Source organism: Rhodococcus koreensis (assembly GCF_017068375.1).
In the GTDB taxonomy this organism is placed as follows: Bacteria; Actinomycetota; Actinomycetes; order Mycobacteriales; family Mycobacteriaceae; genus Rhodococcus_F; species Rhodococcus_F koreensis.
On record NZ_CP070609.1, the window covers coordinates 3064620 to 3083660 of the forward strand.

The 19041-nt window shown below is 64.3% G+C and carries 18 protein-coding genes; 10 read left to right on the plus strand and 8 right to left on the minus strand.

The window, feature by feature from the left end:
• Nucleotides 1-187: 187 nt before the first annotated feature.
• Nucleotides 188-1855 carry an AMP-binding protein gene (locus JWS14_RS14160; protein WP_206013556.1) on the plus strand — a complete coding sequence of 556 codons (1668 nt, stop codon included), beginning with the start codon at nt 188-190 and terminating at the stop codon, nt 1853-1855.
• 123 nt (nt 1856-1978) lie between these two features.
• On the opposite strand, the gene JWS14_RS51400 is transcribed toward JWS14_RS14160, so the two are convergent.
• The 4 genes from JWS14_RS51400 to JWS14_RS14180 all read right to left on the minus strand — a co-directional run bounded on the left by JWS14_RS51400 (nt 1979) and on the right by JWS14_RS14180 (nt 6431).
• Complete coding sequence (locus tag JWS14_RS51400; protein WP_206013557.1) at nt 1979-3127, minus strand: LuxR C-terminal-related transcriptional regulator; 1149 nt, start codon at nt 3125-3127, stop codon at nt 1979-1981.
• Nucleotides 3124-4254: a helix-turn-helix transcriptional regulator gene (locus JWS14_RS14170; RefSeq protein WP_206013558.1), complete on the minus strand. Its 1131-nt coding sequence runs from the start codon at nt 4252-4254 to the stop codon at nt 3124-3126. The genes JWS14_RS51400 and JWS14_RS14170 overlap by 4 nt, the downstream gene beginning before the upstream one ends.
• Nucleotides 4255-4411: 157 nt before the next feature.
• Nucleotides 4412-5476, minus strand: a complete 1065-nt coding sequence (locus tag JWS14_RS14175; protein WP_206013559.1) for a DODA-type extradiol aromatic ring-opening family dioxygenase — start codon at nt 5474-5476, stop codon at nt 4412-4414.
• Nucleotides 5477-5594: 118 nt separating this feature from the next.
• A complete protein-coding gene (locus JWS14_RS14180) occupies nt 5595-6431 on the minus strand; it encodes an IclR family transcriptional regulator (RefSeq protein ID WP_241031341.1) in 837 nt (278 codons plus the stop codon).
• Nucleotides 6432-6634: 203 nt separating this feature from the next.
• Between JWS14_RS14180 and JWS14_RS14185 the strand changes: the two genes are divergently transcribed.
• The 9 genes from JWS14_RS14185 (at nt 6635) to JWS14_RS14225 (ending at nt 14712) form a co-directional block, all read left to right on the plus strand.
• Nucleotides 6635-7702 carry an amidohydrolase family protein gene (locus JWS14_RS14185; protein ID WP_072937159.1) on the plus strand — a complete coding sequence of 356 codons (1068 nt, stop codon included), beginning with the start codon at nt 6635-6637 and terminating at the stop codon, nt 7700-7702.
• The gene (locus JWS14_RS14190; protein WP_072937158.1) at nt 7686-8669 is read left to right on the plus strand and encodes an alpha/beta fold hydrolase; all 984 of its coding nucleotides are present in this window, start codon (nt 7686-7688) and stop codon (nt 8667-8669) included. The genes JWS14_RS14185 and JWS14_RS14190 overlap by 17 nt, the downstream gene beginning before the upstream one ends.
• 197 nt (nt 8670-8866) lie before the next feature.
• Nucleotides 8867-10009 carry an MFS transporter gene (locus tag JWS14_RS14195; protein ID WP_072937157.1) on the plus strand — a complete coding sequence of 381 codons (1143 nt, stop codon included), beginning with the start codon at nt 8867-8869 and terminating at the stop codon, nt 10007-10009.
• Between the two features lie 94 nt (nt 10010-10103).
• Nucleotides 10104-11300: an NAD(P)/FAD-dependent oxidoreductase gene (locus JWS14_RS14200; protein WP_095862180.1), complete on the plus strand. Its 1197-nt coding sequence runs from the start codon at nt 10104-10106 to the stop codon at nt 11298-11300.
• Nucleotides 11301-11311: 11 nt separating this feature from the next.
• A complete protein-coding gene (locus JWS14_RS14205) occupies nt 11312-11590 on the plus strand; it encodes a hypothetical protein (RefSeq protein ID WP_072937155.1) in 279 nt (92 codons plus the stop codon).
• A gap of 46 nt (nt 11591-11636) precedes the next feature.
• Nucleotides 11637-12950 (plus strand): aromatic ring-hydroxylating oxygenase subunit alpha, encoded by a 1314-nt coding sequence (locus JWS14_RS14210; RefSeq protein WP_206013560.1) that lies wholly within the window; start codon nt 11637-11639, stop codon nt 12948-12950.
• 50 nt (nt 12951-13000) lie between these two features.
• Nucleotides 13001-13504, plus strand: coding sequence for an aromatic-ring-hydroxylating dioxygenase subunit beta (locus JWS14_RS14215; RefSeq protein ID WP_206013561.1), 504 nt, complete (start codon nt 13001-13003; stop codon nt 13502-13504).
• A gap of 71 nt (nt 13505-13575) precedes the next feature.
• Entirely contained in the window at nt 13576-13884 is a 309-nt protein-coding gene (locus JWS14_RS14220; protein WP_206013562.1) for a non-heme iron oxygenase ferredoxin subunit, read from the plus strand.
• Between the two features lie 45 nt (nt 13885-13929).
• Nucleotides 13930-14712: an SDR family NAD(P)-dependent oxidoreductase gene (locus JWS14_RS14225; protein ID WP_206013563.1), complete on the plus strand. Its 783-nt coding sequence runs from the start codon at nt 13930-13932 to the stop codon at nt 14710-14712.
• Between the two features lie 224 nt (nt 14713-14936).
• On the opposite strand, the gene JWS14_RS14230 is transcribed toward JWS14_RS14225, so the two are convergent.
• The 4 genes from JWS14_RS14230 to JWS14_RS14245 are packed head-to-tail and all read right to left on the minus strand — an operon-like array spanning nt 14937 to nt 18846.
• A complete protein-coding gene (locus tag JWS14_RS14230) occupies nt 14937-15932 on the minus strand; it encodes a zinc-binding dehydrogenase (protein WP_206013564.1) in 996 nt (331 codons plus the stop codon).
• A 19-nt stretch (nt 15933-15951) separates the two neighbouring features.
• Nucleotides 15952-16791, minus strand: a complete 840-nt coding sequence (locus tag JWS14_RS14235; protein ID WP_206013565.1) for a mycofactocin-coupled SDR family oxidoreductase — start codon at nt 16789-16791, stop codon at nt 15952-15954.
• Between the two features lie 60 nt (nt 16792-16851).
• Nucleotides 16852-17229 carry a nuclear transport factor 2 family protein gene (locus tag JWS14_RS14240; protein ID WP_095862174.1) on the minus strand — a complete coding sequence of 126 codons (378 nt, stop codon included), beginning with the start codon at nt 17227-17229 and terminating at the stop codon, nt 16852-16854.
• A 24-nt stretch (nt 17230-17253) separates the two neighbouring features.
• The gene (locus JWS14_RS14245) at nt 17254-18846 is read right to left on the minus strand and encodes an FAD-dependent oxidoreductase (RefSeq protein ID WP_206013566.1); all 1593 of its coding nucleotides are present in this window, start codon (nt 18844-18846) and stop codon (nt 17254-17256) included.
• Between the last annotated feature and the right edge of the window lie 195 nt (nt 18847-19041).

Below are 19041 nucleotides of genomic sequence, written 5' to 3' on the forward strand. Positions count from 1 at the left end.
GCGGCACTCGGGGCGCACCCGCATCGCTCCGCGGACCACTCATCCCCATGGGGCATTTCCCTCCCCCGGAAGGATGAGAACGCGTCCGATTCGCACCTTTTACCCCCTCTCGGTCGGCATTATGGTTCGACCAAACACTGTGGCCTGTCCCCTGTCGGGAGAGGCACCTGAAAGCAAGGATCCGCACATGGATGTCATGGAACACGCGGGAGCGATTCTCCCCGAGGACCGCTACAGTGCGAGCACCCTCGAGGCGTTCCGATCGAACGGGTACTGGCGCGACGAGAGCCTGACCCAATACGTGGACCGGTGGGCGGACACCGACCCGGACTTCGTCGCCGTCACCGACGGCTACGGAACTCTCACGCGCGGTGAACTTCGAGCGCAGGCGTACCGTCTCGCGGCCTCCCTGCAGACGCTCGGCGTCGAACGGGGTGACCGCGTTCAGGTCCAGTTGCCGAACTGGAACGAGTTCGTCGTCATCTACGTGGCGCTCGCCCGGATCGGCGCCGTCCTCGTGCCCACCATGCCGGTGTACCGGCACGACGAGGTGCGCTACGTACTGGAGCACTCCGGAGCCAAGATCTCCTTCGTCACCGAGGAATTCCGCAAGTTCCGGTACACGGATTTGCTCGCCGAGGTGCGTAAGGACGTACCCGGACTCGAACAGGTCGTCGTCGTGCGTGGGACGGCGGGCGCCGGCACGATCGCCTTCGATGACCTGATTGCCGGCGACCATGTACCCGGCGACGACGAACTCGGACCACCACCGCCCGCGGATGCCGCCCACGCCATCATCTACACCTCGGGAACCGAGTCGCGGCCGAAAGGCTGCCAACATACCTTCAACACACTGTCTTTCACCGCCCACGGACTCGGCGGGCAGGTGATGGGGCTGAACCCCGACGACGTGATGTTCATGCCCTCTCCCGTCACCCACGCGACAGGACTGGCCGTGGGAGTGGCGACTCCGTTGATCCTCGGAAGCGGGATCCACCTTCTCGACGTGTGGGAGCCCAACGAGGGACTCCGGCGTATCGCGGAATTCAAGACGACAGTGAGCATGGCCGCGACACCATTCCTCCAGATGGCACTCGGGGCCATCGAAGCCGGTGCCGACCACGACGTCAGCGCGATGCGACTCTGGGTCAGCGCCGGCGCACCGATACCCGAGACCCTTCTTCGGAAATGGAAGACGGCACTACCTGACTGCACACTCTTACCGGTATACGGCAGTAGCGAAGGACTACTGGTGACGGCAGTGCGTGTCGACGACCCGCTCGAGAAGGTGCTCTCCTCAGACGGGCGTGCGTTCGATGGTGTCGGTCTCGAGATCCGCGACGAGGAAGGCACCACCGTACCGGCCGGCGAGGAAGGCCAGATCTTCTACGGAGGACCGGGCATCTTCCTCGGGTACTGGCGCGACCCCGAACGCACGACCGCGTCGGTCGACGCACGTGGGTTCCTCTCCTCAGGTGATCTCGGCCGCGTCGACAAAGACGGCTATCTGCGGGTCACGGGACGAATCAAGGACCTCATCATCCGCGGCGGCATGAACATCTCGGCGCGGGAAGTGGAGGAGCACCTCCTGGCGCACCCGCGTATCACCGCAGCTGCAGCTGTGTCGATGCCCGACGCGCGTCTCGGCGAGAAGGTATGCGCCTTCGTCGTTGCCAACGGCCCCGCACCAACTCTGGACGAAATCGCCGACTTCCTGCGAATCGAGCGCAAGGCCATGGTGCAGAAGATTCCCGAGAAGCTGGTAGTCGTCGATCAACTCCCCACCACCGCGACCGGCAAGATCCAGAAGTTCCTTCTCCGCAAGCAAGCGGCCGAAGCGGTTGCCGGCGACTAGATCCCGACCAGGACACAGGACCGCCCCCCTCGCCGAGGCAAGGGGGGCGGTATTCGTGCATGTGGTGAGCCCGTCACCCACCGAGATGGTCTGAGTGCGCGCGTGAGACTTTCGTGGCCCCTGTCACCGTTGGCCGGTCATCGCCAGATAGCGGTAAATCGCCTCGGACCGGTTCATCGCGCCCAGCTTGCGAAGTATCTTCTTGACGTGCGTCTTCACCGTGAAGATGCTGATGACGAGTTCGTTCGCGATCTCGGCGTTCGATGCGCCCCGGATCAGCAACGTGAACACCTCGCGCTCACGCGTCGTCAGCGATTCCAGCGCGGCGGGATTCAGATCGTCGTAGGGCGTACCGGGCAACGCCGAGACCTGCTCGGCCGAGGTCTCGTCGAGGAAACTGACGTCCGCATGTTCGAGAAGCTCCGCTTCGCGGGCTTCCTGTTGCAGGCGTTGGACGATCACATCCTTCTGTTCACTGAGGCGGTCGGCCAGCATCGCCCGTTCGAACAACGTCCCGAAACCGCGGGCATATGCCCCGAGCATGTCCCGGACCACAACGTTCACCGGGTCCCCGGAAGGTCGACTGCCGTGCACGAGACCGATGACACCGGTCGACACGGTAATCGGGGCAACCACATAGGAGTCGGCGGCGAGCATCTGCACGACCTCGGCACTCGGCCGGACGTCGGCGTTCGGCCCGGCGAGTACCGCGGATCTGGTCTTACACGCCCGGCTCTCGGCTGATTCGAAACCGAGGGGTAATGCCTGCAGGGAACTCAGGACCTCGTCCGACCTCGTCGAGCTGTGGAGCTCGAGCGCCGTCCACGAGCCGTTGTGCACCTCGGACAGGAGAATTCGGTCGAGTCGCGCTGCGTTCGCAGCCTCGAAGCAGATTCTTTTGCGAAGACCGGCAACGGATTCCGAGCCCCGTAAACGCCGGATCGCGCTGGCGAACTCGGCGGGTTGCACGACGTGCCCCGGACCCTCGCGCATTGTGCGAATCCGCGTGCGCGTGTTCTGAAGGTCGACGACGAGGCGACCGAGCGCTCGTTGCTGCTCGGGGCCGAGCGCGGGGAACGTCGCAAGTGCCGATTCCGTGGCCTCGTCGAGGAGCGCCATCTGGGTGCCGAGCGAGACAACGCGGATCTCGTGGGAGCGGGGGCCGACGCCGTACTCGTCGCGCAACCGATCGAGGAGAACGATGACCGCGTGCGACAACTCGCGGTCGGTCGTCGACCTGACGGTCGCTCGCCCCTCCGTCTTCCCTGTCATCTCGCTCGGCGCGCCTGACTCGAGTAGAGGGCCGTCGCCGCGGCACGAGTCGGTGCGTGCAGCTTCTTGAGCACGGCTTTCACATGCGATTTCACGGTGCCCTCGGAGATGACCAGTGCCTGCGCAATCTGATTGTTGGTGGCCCCGGTTGCCAGGTGGGACAGGATCTCGCGCTCCCGGACGGTCAGCACGCTGTTGATCTCGAGCGCCCGGTTCTCCCCGGGCTCATCCGTGGAGCCCTCGACCGGTGCGGCGGCCTGATGAGAGAGAACCGCATCCACCTTCGAGATCCGGTCCAGCATCGTCTGGGTTGCGTCGAACGACTCCTCCACCCGGGCACGCTGCAGTTGAATTCGGTGCTTCAGCACCGCCTGCTCGTACACGATGGCCAGAATGGTCGCGAAGGTGTCCAACCGATCCCGGTCGTCGGGATCGAGAACATGCTCCGACCCTGGCCGGTCGGCGTGGAGCAGTCCGATGACCTTACCTGCGGACATGACCGGCGCCGCGACGTATGCCGACGTCCGAGATCGGCTGACGATCTCCTTGTGTGTGCGGTCGTCGTCAGCCGGGGCGGCGACCAGCGCGGGAACCCGGCGTCGGACCAGCTCGGTTTCCAGAGGCGCTTCAGCCAGGGACAACACCGCGGAGTCGACGTAGTCGGAGAAGTCGAGAGGCGAGCCGTCGAGCTCGGGCCGCAGATAGAGGCGGCGGGGCTGCCACAGAGAGCCGGACACAGCTGAGACCATCGAGCGCGCGAAGGGCAATTGTGTACACACCACCTCCGGTGCCGCCTCGATGATCTGTCGCGGGGAAAGTCCCCGAAGCGTCACCGCGGCGTCGTGCACCTCGCCCAGCTCCGCGATCCGGCGAATCGCCTCGGTTCTCGCCAGCTGCTCCTGAACACGTTCGATGTCGACGAGAACCCGGCAAGCGTCTCCGATATCGGTCTCGGCGAGCTGCCCATCGGTCAGCGCTTCGACGAGGCGACCCCTTGCCGCTGCAAGAGACACCGACAACGTGGGAGAGCCGACGTCCGGGTTGTGCTGGTGGTCGACCAGTAGCTTCCTTGCCCTGCCGATACAGTCGGCTGCTTGGTGCTCGAGATCCGCGTGATCAGGATCCATTGACGTCTTCGTCCGGCTCACCTTCTCGTCACACCTCCGGCCGCATCGGCACACCACTCGACATGATTGTTGTGACTGGCATCACTCTGCAGTGTAGCCCGATCGCCCAGCTATCGTCCAATGGTATGACCGATCAGCTGATCGCGGGTACGCTGATCTACCCCGAGTACACGGCAAATGCCTTGTTGGAGTTGAAGACGTCGGTCACCACGAGGTCCGACCAGTCTCGGCGCAGGCCGAGCTCCTCGACCGCACCGAGCATGCAGAACCAGTTGAGAATTTCGTGCTGGCCGGCGTCGACAACTTCTGCGCTGGTGTAGTTGCGCATCAGCCCGAAGTCGTCCTCGAGCAGCGCCTTGTAGATACGCAGGTCGGCTTCGGTATCGGGACGCATATGCCACAGCTTGTCGGCGAGGAAGGCGTGCGACCAACTCGAGGAGGCGACGAACGCCACCCTGAGATCACGGTCGCGGAAATGTTGCGCGACCGCCCGACCGACTTGGAAACACCGGGCCGGCGTCGGACCCGAGGGGTCGAGAACCTCCGATTCGATGTCGGCGAATCGCGCCAATCCACCTTTGCGCGCGATGGCATGCTGCCCATAGCAATTGACCGTCATCGGGATGAAGGGATATGACATCTCGGCGCCGGCGTCGGCGTAGTCGAGGAACAATTGCGTATTCAGGATCGCGTGCGGAAAATGTGCGGCGGTGCGCTTCTTGTACGAGTAGGCCATGTCGAATCCGCGCTCGATCAGGCCGTCGGCGAGTTTCCTGGCCCCCGACGCGTCACCATGCATCACGATCTCGAATTCGTCCGGCTTCCCCCAGAAGTTCGGACTGCCTCGCTCGTTCATCACCTCGAAGGCGGGCACCTCGAGGTCTCCGTAGGCGAGCACGCAGAACGGTGGCACCACCTCCTCGCGAAAATTCTCGTACTGGTCGTCGCCCCACACCACGACGACGTCGGGGGCGAACTCGTCGACCGCGTCACGCACCCGAGTCAGATTCGCCACCAGCTCCGCACGATGCGCCGATGCGGCGGCGGTTCCACCGTCGTCGGACCACTCGCGACGCATACGGTCCGGCCAGTGGGCCGGGTCCTTCTCCTCGTCGGGGATGTCCGGGTCGGTGAGAGTCCATCGCAGCAGACCTGCCATGTGCTCGTCGGTTCCCGCCAACAGCGGGTAGTGGGTCATGCCGAGAGCGAGGAAGTCTCCCATTGGCCGTCCTTTCTGAGGTGGCGCCTCGGCGCCGTCACACGCGCCGGGGGTATCGCTCCCCATCGTGTGACGTGCGCGCGCCACACGCACAGCAAGTTCCAGTGCCCGGAACGCGGCGTCAGTCGTCGAACGGAAAGAGATCGGCCCTACCCTGGGCGAGCATCTGGGTGGTGTCACGGCAGATGCGGTGAGCAGTCAGTTTGACGGCGTTGATCACCGACTCCGAGACCTCCTTCGCCGAGTCGAACTGAACGGCGACAGCACCCATCGGCCGGCCCTTGATCAGCACCGGCGCGGCGATGTTGCCCAAGCCCAGAACCACCCCGTCCTTCTGCACGGCAACTCCCGCCACTCGAACGTGCTTCAACTCGTGGCGAATTCGGACCGGGTCCGTGATCGACTTCGGCGTCAGTCCTACCAGAGGTCCGGCCAGCAGTTCGGTGAGCTCCTCTTCACGCAGATGCGCCATCATCGCCCGGCCCATCGCGGACAGGTGCGCGGGGATCCGGGTGCCCACCTCCCCGATGGGTCGCGCGTGGTTCACCGCGAACAGCGCCTGCAGCACGACGACTTCGTTGCCCCTGAGGACGCCGAAGTGCACGGATTCCTTCGACCAGGCCTGCAACTGCGCCAAGTGCGGCAGCGCAACCTCGCGCATTCCGTCCACCGGCATGGACGAAACCAGCCGCAACAGCCGGATACCGAGCCGGTACCCGGCACCGTGTTCCTCTATCACCGCCAGTTCACCCAACCGCTGCAGCAATCTGTGCACCGTCGACTTGGGCAGGCCCGTCTTCCTGCTGATCTGTGTCAGGGTCAGAACCCGATCGCGCTCGTTGAACGCATCGATGATCGAGAACGCCTTCGCCAGGATCGAAGGCGGTGAGCTCCCCGCACCGCCGGTGTCGTGCTTGTCTTCTTCCATCTGCATCATCCGGGCCTCCGCAATCTTCACTCCGCCGACCCCGCGGAAAACTAATGTAACGGCAGTCACAGCGCGCTGACATTCAGGGTACGTGCCCGCCGATCGGTTCCAGCCCCCGGAACTACAGCGGCCGCAGCCGCACCGAGCCCCTAACGTTCCCTCCGTCCGGCTTGCCCGACGACGCGGGCAGGCCGGACGGAACACGCCACGGATGCGCGCGAAAGGAGACCCTCGTGGTTCCACCCGGCACCATCGATGTGCATGCGCACTACTTCCCCCGGGACGCACCCCCTGCCGACGTCATCGCAGGTTTTCCGCGAGCACCCCGATTGGTGCTCGATTCTCCCGCGGAGGGACGGCTCGTCCGCGGATCCGAAGACTTCCGCGCCGTCCGGCGCGCTCTCTGGGATGTGCCGGCGCGCTTGGAGGACATGGATCGCGCGGGTGTCGGGGTTCAGGCGATTTCTCCTGTTCCGGTCACCCTGGAGTACGGCGCCGCGCCGGCACCCTTCGCCGCGTACTGCCGGTGGATCAATGAGTCCACCGCCCGCGCAGTGGAAGACGGCGATGGCAGGCTCATCGGAATCGGAACAGTTCCCCTCTTGTCTCCCCGGGACTGCCTATCCGAACTTCACTACCTGTCCACAGTTCTGGGACTGCGGGCGATCGAGATCGGCACACGGATCAACGGGATGGAATTGGACGACCCGGCACTCGAGTACTTCTTCGATGCGGTCGACGGTCTCGGACTCGCGGTAATGGTCCATCCCGTCGACGGAGGCGGTGGCGCGGTGCGCCGTTCGGGGTTCACTTACGACTTCGGACTGGGGATGCCCTCGGATACCGCGTTGGCGGCTACCGCGCTTGTCTTCGGCGGGGTGCTGGACCGTCATCGACGACTACGCATCGCCATGGTCCACGGGTGCGGCACCTTTCCCTGGGCATACCCGAGACTGCGCCTCGGCGCCCACTTGGCCGCCACACACGTCCCAGACGATCTGGATCGCCTCGTATCACGTCTCTACGCAGACACATTGGTCTTCGACCCGGGACTCCTGCCTGCGTTGGTACACCGCTTCGGCCCGAACCAGATCCTGCTCGGCAGCGACCACCCCTTCATTCCGGGACAACCTGGAGATGGACTGGCGGACTTGAACTCTGTGGCACAGCATTTGCCGCCCGGCACCGTGCCGAGAATCCTCCGCGAGAATGCGCTCGAATTTCTCGGACTGGCATCCGGCGCACTCGTCACCGACCACTTCTCACCGATAAAGGAAGATCACCATGGCACTCACTGCTGAAAATCTCGTCGACGTTCCCGGCTTGGCCAGCCGTTGGGTCCGACTGGCGAACGGCGCCCGCGCCCACTACATGACCGCCGGCACGTCGGGCCCCGCCGTGATCCTGCTCCACGGCGGATTGCCCGGCTCCTCAGGCCTCGCGGGATGGCGCTTCATGGCCCCCTACCTCGGCGAGAACGGTTTCCGCGTCTATTGCCCCGACATGCCCGGATTCGGCCTGTCCGATACTCGTGCGGAGTATTGGCCGGACGGCATGGAGTCCTTCGTCGACTTCATCGACCAGTTCGCCACCGCACTGTGCCTCGACGAGTTCCACCTCGCAGGAAACTCCATGGGCTGCATGAACACGGTCAATTACACGGTTGCACACCCGGACAAGGTCAAGAGCTTCATTCTGATCGCGGGAGATGTCGGCGACGTCGTCCCGGAGCACTTGACCCCGCCGGCGGGCGAGTTCCGTCTCACCGCCTACGACGGCACACGCGAGGGAATGCGCACGATGATGGAGGCGATCATCCATCGCGGTGAGGCCATCAGTGAAGATCTGATCGACATGCGCTACCTCTCCGCGAGAGACCGGATGGACGCGCACGCGAAGTTCTGGCCCACTCTCCTGCAGTACCGGCGGATCACGGACTGGACGGACGAGAATCGCGCCGCCCGTTTGGTCACCAAGGGGCGCCTCGACCGGTTGAGCACTCCGGGGCTCTACCTCTACGGACGCCAGGACATCCTGACACCGGTCGAGTGGGGGTACGTCCAGGAAGACCACCTGCCCAACGTGCAATTCTTCTATCCCGACGAGTGTGGCCACCAGGGCCAGACCGACCGACCGGACCTGTTCAACCCGGTCTTCCTCGAATTCTTCCGCGACGGGAGGGTTTCCGGAGATCTCGCCGACGCCGCCGGCGTCTCCGATCGCCGACCCGAACTGCCACTGATCGATCGCTCCCTGGTCTCTGCTTGATTCTCCGATGACAACCGATGGCCGACGCCGGAATCCACGATTCGGCGTCGGCCATCGGTTGTTTCCGCCTCCGCCAATCCAGGAAGTGTCCGATGCCCCGACCGCAGTCCGTGCCGGCCGAAATCTCACCACCTGCTCCGGCAAGATCGCTGCGAGCCGGGCATCGCGACCGGAACTGGTTCTCACTCTGTGCGGCAATGTTCGTGGTCGCGTGGGGCGGCAATCAGTTCACTCCGCTGCTGACCATGTACCGGGCGGAGCGCGGGTTCAGCGAACTCGCCGTGAACACACTGCTGTTCGCGTATGTCATCGGCCTGATCCCCTCGCTCCTCCTCGCGCATCGGCTGGCGGCCCGCTGGGGCACCCGCACTCCCCTCGTTCTCGCCGTACCCGTCAGCGCGCTGGGTTCGATACTGGTCGCAGCCGGGTCACACTACCCCGCACTGATGTTCGCCGGGCGAATGTCGACCGGCATGGCTCTGGGGATCGGAATGGTGGTCGGCGGGCTGGCGCTCGACTCGCTGACCACTTCACCCGGCCGTGCTCCACGAGCGTCGGCAATGAGTCTGACGAGCGGCTTCGCGATGGGTGCAGGTGCCGCGGGCGCCCTCGCCCAGTGGGCGCCCGCACCGACCACCGCGGCTTTTCTGCTGCACGGGGTTCTCTGTGTAGCTGCCGCCCTGCTGATCGCGCGAACGACGACGAACAGCCCGGTGCGGGCTCGGCCAGAACCGTTGGAGAGGAATCGAATACTTCTTCCCCGCGCATTCCACCTCCTGGTGATACCCGCGGCACCGTGGATCTTCGGCGCCCTCGGCATCGCGTACGCGGTGCTCCCGCCCATCGTGGCGCCTCAGCTGGAAGGCTTCGACACGGCGTTCTCCGGTCTGCTGTGTCTACTGAGTTTGGGACTGGGCTTCGTCGCGCAGCGACTCGTCGGGCGCACGGCGGGACGATCGGGCCCGGCCCGCGGGATCGGACTGACACTCTTCGTGGCCGGCACGCTCGCCGCCGCCTTTGCCGCCGCAACCGCGTCGATCTGGCTGGTCGTGGTTGCGGCATCCGTGCTGGGCGTCGGATACGGATTGACGTTGGTCGGGTGCTTGCGTGACTGCGAGCGATTGGCCCCGCCCGGCCGGCTGGGGACGATGACCGGCCGGGTCTACTGCCTGGGTTACCTGGGGTTCGGACTACCGACGGCGATCGCCTGGCTGCACAGTTCCTATGCGATCGGCACGCCTGCAACATTGCTGGGCGTGGCGTCGGCAGCCGTCGCCGCCAACGTCGCAGGTGCCGCCATTCTGCGGATCCTGTCGCGGACGCGCGCCAGTCGACGCTAGCCGGGCTACATGCTCGCCGACTCGTCACCAATTCGCGGTTCCAGCGGCCGGAACTGCACACCACCTGGGCGTGATACGTGGCTACGTTTCGACTATGTCCTTCCTGATCGTCGGCGCCTCGGTTGCAGGCACCAGAACAGCAATCGCATTGCGGCAGCGCGGTTTCGCCGGGCGCATCGTGCTCCTGGAGAGCGAGGAGCACTGGCCGTACGACAAACCCCCTCTGTCCAAGGACCTCCTGGCCGAGGGGCACGCCCCGGATGTTCCGCGGCTCCTCACACCGGAGCTCGCAGCGGAGTTCGACCTCGACGTCCGGCTGGGCGTGCGAGCCACCGCTCTGGACCCGGTACGGAGGGTAGTGATCGCCCACACCGGTGAGCAGTTCTCGTACGAGCAGTTGGTGATCGCTACCGGTGCTCACGCACGGTCCCTCCCCATTCCTGCCGTGCCGGCGGGGGTTCACACGCTGCGCACGCTCGACGACGCTACGGCTCTGCGAGAAGCTCTCACCGGCAGACCGCGGGTGGCTGTGGTTGGCGCAGGCTTCATCGGCGCCGAATTCGCCTCCGCGGCGCGGGGGCGCGGCCTCGACGTCACCCTGATCGAGGCACTCGAGATCCCGATGAGTCAGGTTCTCGGCGACGAGGTCGGACGCGAGATCGCGTCGATCCACACACTCGGCGGTGCCCAGCTCATCACCGGAGCGCGGGTGGAACGTTTCCGGGGCAGTGAGCACGTCGAGGGCGTCGTCCTTGCCGACGGAAGCGAGGTACCGGCGGACCTCGTCGTCGTCGGCGTCGGCGCAGTACCCAACACCCGGTGGCTCGAGAACAGCGGGCTTCCCGTCGACGGCGGGGTGCACTGCACTGACCGCTTCGAGGTCGAGGGATTCCCGTCGATCTTCGCCATCGGCGACCTCGCCCTGCGTCGGCATCCGCTGCTGGGTATCCGGGCGCGGATCGAGCACTGGACCAGTGCCGGCGAACAGGCCGATGCGGTCGCCGCGATCGTGACCGGTGCAGAACCCCCTGCACCGCAGCTTCCGTACGTGTGGTCGGACCAGTACGGCTCCCGGATCCAGATAGTCGGGAGGCCCTCGCTCGGTGAACTCGCCCATCGCGAGGGGGCGATCGCGGAGGGCCGCTTCCGTGCCGTCTACACCGACGCCGACCACAACCCGATCGCCCAGGTCAGCGTCAACGACCCCAGAGCAGTCGCTGCGTTCCGCAAGAACCACCGTCGCGGCGGGAGTCTCGCGGACCTCGTCGGCGGCCAGATACCCGCCCGATAAGGAAGGCACCCATGCGTCAGATCCAGCATTTCAAGGGGGGTCCGGACAAGATCCTCCACATCGAAACCGAGGGCTGCAAGATCAACGTGATCATCGGGACCCACGACCTCAGCAACGAAGTCTTCACCACCGTGGAAATCCTGCCCGCCGAACCGGACGACGACGGACGGAACTGGATGGCAATCGGCCCCACCGCCGTGCTGGTCGTCCCGGCCACCGGCTCCGATCCCGACAGTTGGCTCTTCCGGGACATCACCACAACCGATCCCCGCGTCGCCGACCACCACTAACTCACGCCGCCGGCGCGGCCCGCACTCACCAGAACGGATCAGCCCCATGACCGCAGAGCAATTCATCATCGACGACCGCGAGAACAGCCTTTTCCGGGTCAACCGTGAAGCCTTCACTTCCGAGTACGTGTTGCAGCGCGAACGAAAAGAGATCTTCGACAAGACGTGGCTGTACGTCGGACACGAGTCCGAGATTCCCGGCAAGAACGACTTCCAGACCCGGGACGTCGGCGGCCGACCGGTGATCTTCAACCGGGACCGGCACGGTGACGTCCGGGTGCTGCTCAACACCTGCCTGCACCGCGGATCCTCCGTCTGCCGGCACAGCTCCGGCAATGCGAAGATCTTCACCTGCTTCTACCACGGCTGGGCGTACCGGAACTCGGGCGAGTTGGTCAATGTGCCCGGCAACGAGGACTACAAGAGCGAGCCGGCTGCCGTGTACAAGGGTCTGCAGTCTCCGGCGCAGGTGGACTCCTACCGGGGGCTCTACTTCGTGAACTTCGATCCCGACGCGCCTGATCTGCTGACGTACCTCGGCGACGCCCGCTATTTCATCGATCTGGCAGCCGATCAGTCCCCCGAAGGCGTCGCGATCCTGGAGGGAACCCACAAGTACTCACTGAAGGCCAACTGGAAGCTCCTCGTCGAGAACAGCATCGACGGGTATCACGCCAAGTCCGTTCACCACACCTACTTCGAAATGATGATGGAACTCGGTGCCACACCACCGATGCTGGGCAAGGAGACCGTCAACGGTGTGGCACCGGCCGGTATGGGAACCGAATTCCCCAACGGGCACGCCACATTGATGTATCCGGCCAACGGACTTCCCCTGGCCACCGACAGTGTCAAGCAGACCCTCGCCGGCCTGCGGTCGCAGGCCGAACAGTCCTTCGGTGAGAATTATGCCAACGCGATGTTTGGCCTCGCGCGAAATTCGGTGTTCTTCCCCAGCCTCATCCTGATCGATCTCAGCTTCGGTTTGACGCTGCGCACATTCCACCCGGTGAGCCCATCGGAAACGCTCGTCACCGGTTGGCAGATCATCCCCAAGGGTGCCGACGAGGAGTTCGTCAGATACCGCATCAACAATGCACTCACCTTCTGGGGGCCGGCCGGCCTCGCGACCCCCGATGATGTCGAGGCCCTCGAACAGGCGCAGAAGGGGTTCGGCGCACGCGGCGAGGTCGGCTGGTCCGACGTGTCGAAGGGAATGGGCAAGCCCGTGCCGGCGGCCAACGACGAACTGCAGATGCGGTCCTGGTGGCGGGAATGGAACCGGCGCATCACCGGACAGCAGCTCCCCACCGAAGGCACGTCGTTCGTTCCCTTCGACAAGCAGGCTGCCGATGCCTGACCTCGTTCGATAAGCCGCACATCCGCCAGTCACCTCAGAAGGACACTCCCATGACTTCCGTGTCAGAGACACCCACCATCACGACGCGTAACGCCGTCGAGGAATTCCTGTTCCATGAAGCCGGCCTGATCGACGAATGGCGACTCGAGGAGTGGCTCGACCTGTTCACACTCGATTGCACGTACGAAGTACCCGCCACGGACCGGCCGGACGCGGACCCCGGTCTCACGTGGTCACTCATCCACGATGGCCGCACCATGCTCGAACAGAGGGTGATTCGCCTGAAGAAACCGGAAGCACACGCCGAATTTCCCCATTCACAGACCATCCGGATCGTCGGCAACGTGCGAATCCTGACACAGAACAACGAGTCGATCTCCGTCACAGCCAATTTCATCATCAACCGCGCGAAAGCCGGCAAGTTCGACACGTATGTCGGCCGCTACGACTACGACCTGACCCCTCACGGTTCCTCCTTCCTGATCCGCAGGAAGCGGGCCGTTCTCGCTCACGACATGCTCGATCCCCAGGGCAAGATCAGTTTCATCATCTGAACTGTCACCGCGCACCGTATCCGCGCATCACGAGAGGGCCGACCATGGCACCGGAAATATCAACCGCAGCAATGATCTTCGCGTGCAACGAGGAAGATCTGGCCGACGGCGAAACCCTACGCTTGGAGGCGGATGGCGGGATCGCCGTCTATCGCGTCGACGGCGAGTTCTTCGCGACCTCCGACTCCTGCAGTCACGAGAAGTGGTCGCTGGGCGAGGAGGGCGAACTCGAGGGCCACGAGGTGCTCTGCACACTCCACATGGCCCGGTTCGACGTCCGCACCGGAGCACCCCTGTGCTTTCCCGCGGTGCTGGCGTTGAAGAAGTATCGGACCGTGTTGAGCGACGGCCGGGTGTACGTAGCACCGAACGAAGACTGAACACTCTCGCGTCCAGCATATTCCAGAGGAAGGCAGCAGCACCACATGAACAGATTCAAAGGCCGGACTGCGGTTGTCACCGGGGCCGGCAGCGGCATCGGCCGCGCCATCGCCGTGCGACTCGCCGACGAAGGGGCGGACCTCGTCCTCGGAGACATCAGTGCCGACGCGGTGGAGGCGGTGGCCGAGCACCTTCGCCCCGGCAACGCGGCGTCCGTGACCACAATCGTCGGAGACCTCTCACAACGTGAGGACGCCGCCGACCTCATCCGACGGACTGTCACGGAATGCGGCGCGGTAGACGTGCTGGTGAACTGCGCGGGCGGTGGCGTCATCCTTCCCACGTTCGACCACACCGAGGAGACCTTGCGGGCCACCATCGACCGCAATCTCTGGACGACCCTGTACACCACACTCGAGGCGCTGCCCCACATGGTGGACGCCGGTTACGGCCGGATCGTGCACATAGGAGCGGAATCCGTGCGCAACGGTCTGTACCGGCACGCGATCTACAACGCCGCCAAGGGCGGGGTCCATGCGTTCGGTACCGGACTCGCACGAGAGTTCGCGCATTCCGGAATCACCGTGAACACGGTCGCCCCCGCGTGGATCGAGACACCAGAGGCCGCAGCCAAATTGGCGTCCGCGACCCCCGAAGCGAAGGAGGACATGGCGGTCTTCGGCGCCCAGATGCGCAACCTCATTCCGATGAACCGCCCCGGGACCGTCGAGGAAGTCGCAGCCACAGTAGCCTTCGTCGCTTCCGAAGAAGCGTCCTACGTAACCGGTCAGGTGATCAGCGTGAACGGTGGCAGTTCGATGCTCTAGACGGAACACGACGTCGAGGCGGCGAATCCCTGCTCGAGGTCGTGCTCTCGAATGCCTCCGGCGTTTCGATCAATCCACCATTCACCGACAACGTGACGGCGTGGAACCATCGCTGACGAGATCGGTGGAAAGCCGCCGCCACGTAGTCGAACGTTCTGGCCGCGTTGGCGACAGTGTCAGACGCATACACTCTGCCAGTATGGAGTGCGGTGGCACTCCCTGTGTCAGTCGAAGAGCGCGACGAGTCGCTTCCCACCGACTTCGCCGCGAGCCAACTGCCCGAGGCCCGTACCGATCTCGGTGAATCCGATCGACTGCGTCGAGATTGCCAGATCCCCGGACGCGATGAACTTCAAGACTTCGACGGTATCGGCGGGCGTTCCTCCGATCGACCCACGCAGCTCCACCTCCTTCATGGTCAGAAGATGGGTGTTGATGGTCGCTTCGGCTCGGCCGAGACCGACCTGGACGACGCGGCCGCCGCTATTGACCACTTCGATTGCACCGGCGGTGGTAGTCCCGAAGCCCGCGAAGTCGACGATCAGGTCGAGTTCGAACGCCGCGAGGTCCTTGACGTCGTCGACAACCTGCTTCACGCCGCGTTCGATTCCGGCCGCGTGTACCTGGGGATTGATCTCCGCTGCGTAGACTTCACCGCCACCGAGCACCGCCAACCGTGCGGCGGTCATTCCGAGTCCGCCGAGACCGATGATGCCAACTCTCGTACCGGGTTTCAGGCCGCCGCGCGCGAAGACCGCGTGATACGACGTCATGCCGGCATCGGTAGCAGCAGCTGCCTGCTCGAACGGCACGGTGGCTGGGAGGGGGATGATCTCGCCGGCCGGCGCCAGCGTCTTTTCTGCGTACGCACCGTGGCGTCCGACCCCGATGTTCTTCTGTCCGAGAACTCCGCTTTTGCCGTCTCCCATGGCGCTGACTGCGACACGGTCTCCGATCGAGACCGTCTCGACTCGGTCGCCGACAGCGGAGACAACTCCGGCAGCTTCGTGTCCGAGGATGATGGGGGTGAAGCCGAGGATCTCGGCCATCGTCCCGTCTGTGATGCCCACGTCTGTGTGGCATAGGCCGGCCGCTTTGAGATCCACCACAACCTCGCCGGGACCCGGGATTGGATCCGGGACATCGACAAGTTCGATCGGTGACCCGACACCGTTGAACATCCACGCTTTCACTCTGAACTCTCCTGACTTGCGGCGCATAGCCGATCGGTAGCTGGATTTACTTGATCAGGAAGCCGGCGTCGACGGGCAGAGCGATTCCCGTGACGTAGCGGGACTCGTCCGAGGCGAGATAGAGAACTGCGTTGCTGATGTCGACCGGATCGACCCACGGAATAGGCAAGACGTTCGCCGCACGGTAGTTGGAATCCGGCTTCTCTGCATCGGCGCGGCTGGGGTGCTCGAGGTGCGGCAGGAAGAGCTTCATGATCGTCTCGTTCTGGATCATCGGGGTGTCGACGTTGGTCGGAAGAACCGAATTGACTCTGATGAATTGCGGTCCGAGTTCCAGGGCGAGCGATTTCATCAGACCCAGGACGCCGTGTTTTGCAGCGACATAGTGACCCAGGTTCTGCACCCCGGCCGCTCCGGCGGCGGAGCTGGTCAACACAATCGAGCCACCACGACCACCAGCGACGATATGAGGTACGGCAGCGTTGATGGTGTGGAATACACCGGTCAGGTCGATGTCGATGACGTCCTGCCAGGTTTGTTCCGGGAGGCCCACAAGCGGTCCCGTCGACGCGATGCCTGCATTCGCGGAGACGATATCGAGGCGGCCGAGTTCGGCGACACCCTCCGCCACGGCGCTCTCGAGAGCGGAACGGTCGCGGACGTCAGCCTTGATCGCGACGATCCTGCGGTCGAGTTTTTCGACCAGAACGACAGTTTCCTGCAGGTCCTCTTCGGTGCCCATCGTGTGGTCGGCACTCGCGACCTGATCGCAGATGTCGATCGCAATGATATCTGCGCCTTCCTCGGCGAGCCGCAGAGCGTGGCTGCGACCTTGTCCGCGCGCCGCTCCGGTGATCAGCGCGACCTTGCCTTCTACTCGTCCCATCGATCTCTCCTGTCGGTGATGTGGTGTTAGGGGGTCGAATGTGAGAATCCGAGTGCGGGCTCAGCTCAATCGGCTGGTGTCGACATACACACGCCAGCTCGCGATGTCGGCGCCGGCGAACTCGAGGAACGACGAGCCCTTGACCTTGACCTCGTTGCCGTCGGGGAAGACGTAGGACACGGTGATTTCCACGGCAACGGTGTTTTTCGTCGTGTCGACGACGAGGTTGTCGAGTTGATGCAGGACGGCCTTGAAGTTGCCTTTCCAGGCGGACACGAAGGCGCCGATGGCCTCGACTCCCGCGACCGGGTCCACGTCGTTGAAGCCGAAGACCGCGTCCGCAGTAAGGCAACGCTGGAAGACTCCGGGGTCGTTGGCGTCGACCTCACGGTAGAACACACGGGTGGTCGAATCGAGGTCGATCGTTGTCTGGGTCATGTTCTTTCCTTGCCTTCGAAGGGGTCAGACCTTGGTGATGTGCCGAGCCGCGAGGTACGCGGAGCATTGGATGAATCCGATGGTGTGCCCGCCGGCCCAGTAGGCCTCGCCGGACGGTGTTGCAGCGCAGTTCCCGACGGCGTAGAGGCCCGTGATCGGTGTGCTGTCGGGTCGGACGACTTGGCAGTTCTTGTCGACGCGCGGCCCGCCGGCAGTATCGATGAGAGCCGGCCCCAGGATGGTGGCGTAGTAGGACCCCTGGTCGGCGAGCGGGGCCATCATCGGATTCGGTCCCGCCCCCACACCGAAATAGGCGCTCAGGGCCTGCTCGATCGGCGTCGAACCGCGGCCGAAGTCGTGGTCGATGCCTTCTGCGGACATCTCGGCCCACCGGTTGACGGTGCCGGTGAGTGTGGCACCGAAATCCGTGTCCAACTCGATCGGGCCGGTATATTCGCGCAGCGTCTCGAGCCGTTCCGCGATTCCCTTTTCGAGGTCCGCCAACGAGTCGGCCTTGATGACCCAGTAGTCGTCCTCACCCTGAGGTGGGATGGGGTTGCCGAAGCCCTCTCCGCCGAATCGCCGGGCAGGGTCGTCCCAGATTGCGATGAGCGGGTTGTTCGGGTAGGTGCCTTGCTGGCTGTCCCAGTCGAAGAACGCCCGCGCGAAGTCGTGGTATGGCACCTTCTCGCTGATGACGCGCTTGCCGAACCGGTTGACGATGATCATCGAGTCGCCCGGAATCATGAACGAGCCGCGGACGGCCACCGGGTCCTTCTGGAGGCGCTCGAGGACCATCGGGGCTCGCATGCCCACGTTCAAATTTGCCAGATCGGCGCCGACCTCGCGTGCGATTGCGAGAAGGTCGCCGGTGTTCGTCCGAGCCGCACAACCACCGACGTAGGAATGGTCCAAGAAGCGCAGACGCAATTCCGGGTCCTGGGTGAAACCGCCGGTGGCGCAGATTACTCCGCGGCGTGTCCGGATGCGGATTGTCCGTCCTGCCGACTCGACGACGGCACCGATGATCGCACCGGTCGCGTCCTGAACGAGCTCGACCACACGGGAATCTGTGCGAACAGGGACGTTGGCACGTTCACAAGCCCGAGCCAGAGTTTCGATCAGGATCGATCCGCCGGTGGGCCCACCTTCGCTTTCTTCCGGGAACAGCACGCGGCCTGTCGGAGCCGCGTCCTCGGGAAGGTGCGCGTAGTAGTCGGGGAAGTCTGCAGCATGCCCGAACTTCAGCCCCGCGAGGTTCTCGTACGCTTCGGCCGCATCCGAGGCGTTGTCGTAGAAGGCCGTCAGGCCGTCGTACTCCCACTCGGGCAAACCCAGGGTGGGATGGTCGGGGTTGTACAGTCTGGGGCGCGACAGCTTCGCCATATACCGGAGGGCATCGTCGCGCGGATCCGTGCGTCCGGTGGCGCGCAGATATTTGTTGTTCGGAATCCACATGTAAGCAGCGGATTTCGCGGTAGTTCCACCGATGACGGAAGCCTTCTCGACGACGGTGACCTCGGCGCCGCCCGCCGCGGCGATCACGGCAGAACCCAGACCTCCGATTCCACTTCCCGCGACCAGAACATCTACGGTTTCGTCCCACTCGTGATTCATAACCAGCCTTTCACAGCATCAGTTCCGGAACGGCATCCTCAGCAGGACGGTGCAGCGGCGGAAGACGTGCCGATATTCCTAGACTTCGGTCGACGAAAGTTGCGTCAAAACATCACAATTCAAAGCTCATCGGCAGTGCAGGGCGCAGCGAGCATCCGGTTCCACCCGCACACACTGTGTGGCGTGTGCCACAAT

Bases quoted from the DNA above. Each gene is read 5' to 3' on its own strand.
- JWS14_RS14210 (WP_206013560.1), top strand. From the start codon at position 11,637: ATGACCGCAGAGCAATTCATCATCGACGACCGCGAGAACAGCCTTTTC.
- JWS14_RS14195 (WP_072937157.1), top strand. From the start codon at position 8,867: ATGTTCGTGGTCGCGTGGGGCGGCAATCAGTTCACTCCGCTGCTGACC.
- JWS14_RS14190 (WP_072937158.1), top strand. From the start codon at position 7,686: ATGGCACTCACTGCTGAAAATCTCGTCGACGTTCCCGGCTTGGCCAGC.
- JWS14_RS14240 (WP_095862174.1), bottom strand. From the start codon at position 17,229: ATGACCCAGACAACGATCGACCTCGATTCGACCACCCGTGTGTTCTAC.
- JWS14_RS14170 (WP_206013558.1), bottom strand. From the start codon at position 4,254: ATGGATCCTGATCACGCGGATCTCGAGCACCAAGCAGCCGACTGTATC.
- JWS14_RS14245 (WP_206013566.1), bottom strand. From the start codon at position 18,846: ATGAATCACGAGTGGGACGAAACCGTAGATGTTCTGGTCGCGGGAAGT.
- JWS14_RS14235 (WP_206013565.1), bottom strand. From the start codon at position 16,791: ATGGGACGAGTAGAAGGCAAGGTCGCGCTGATCACCGGAGCGGCGCGC.
- JWS14_RS51400 (WP_206013557.1), bottom strand. From the start codon at position 3,127: ATGACAGGGAAGACGGAGGGGCGAGCGACCGTCAGGTCGACGACCGAC.
- JWS14_RS14200 (WP_095862180.1), top strand. From the start codon at position 10,104: ATGTCCTTCCTGATCGTCGGCGCCTCGGTTGCAGGCACCAGAACAGCA.
- JWS14_RS14175 (WP_206013559.1), bottom strand. From the start codon at position 5,476: ATGGGAGACTTCCTCGCTCTCGGCATGACCCACTACCCGCTGTTGGCG.
- JWS14_RS14225 (WP_206013563.1), top strand. From the start codon at position 13,930: ATGAACAGATTCAAAGGCCGGACTGCGGTTGTCACCGGGGCCGGCAGC.
- JWS14_RS14230 (WP_206013564.1), bottom strand. From the start codon at position 15,932: ATGCGCCGCAAGTCAGGAGAGTTCAGAGTGAAAGCGTGGATGTTCAAC.
- JWS14_RS14205 (WP_072937155.1), top strand. From the start codon at position 11,312: ATGCGTCAGATCCAGCATTTCAAGGGGGGTCCGGACAAGATCCTCCAC.
- JWS14_RS14160 (WP_206013556.1), top strand. From the start codon at position 188: ATGGATGTCATGGAACACGCGGGAGCGATTCTCCCCGAGGACCGCTAC.
- JWS14_RS14220 (WP_206013562.1), top strand. From the start codon at position 13,576: ATGATCTTCGCGTGCAACGAGGAAGATCTGGCCGACGGCGAAACCCTA.
- JWS14_RS14215 (WP_206013561.1), top strand. From the start codon at position 13,001: ATGACTTCCGTGTCAGAGACACCCACCATCACGACGCGTAACGCCGTC.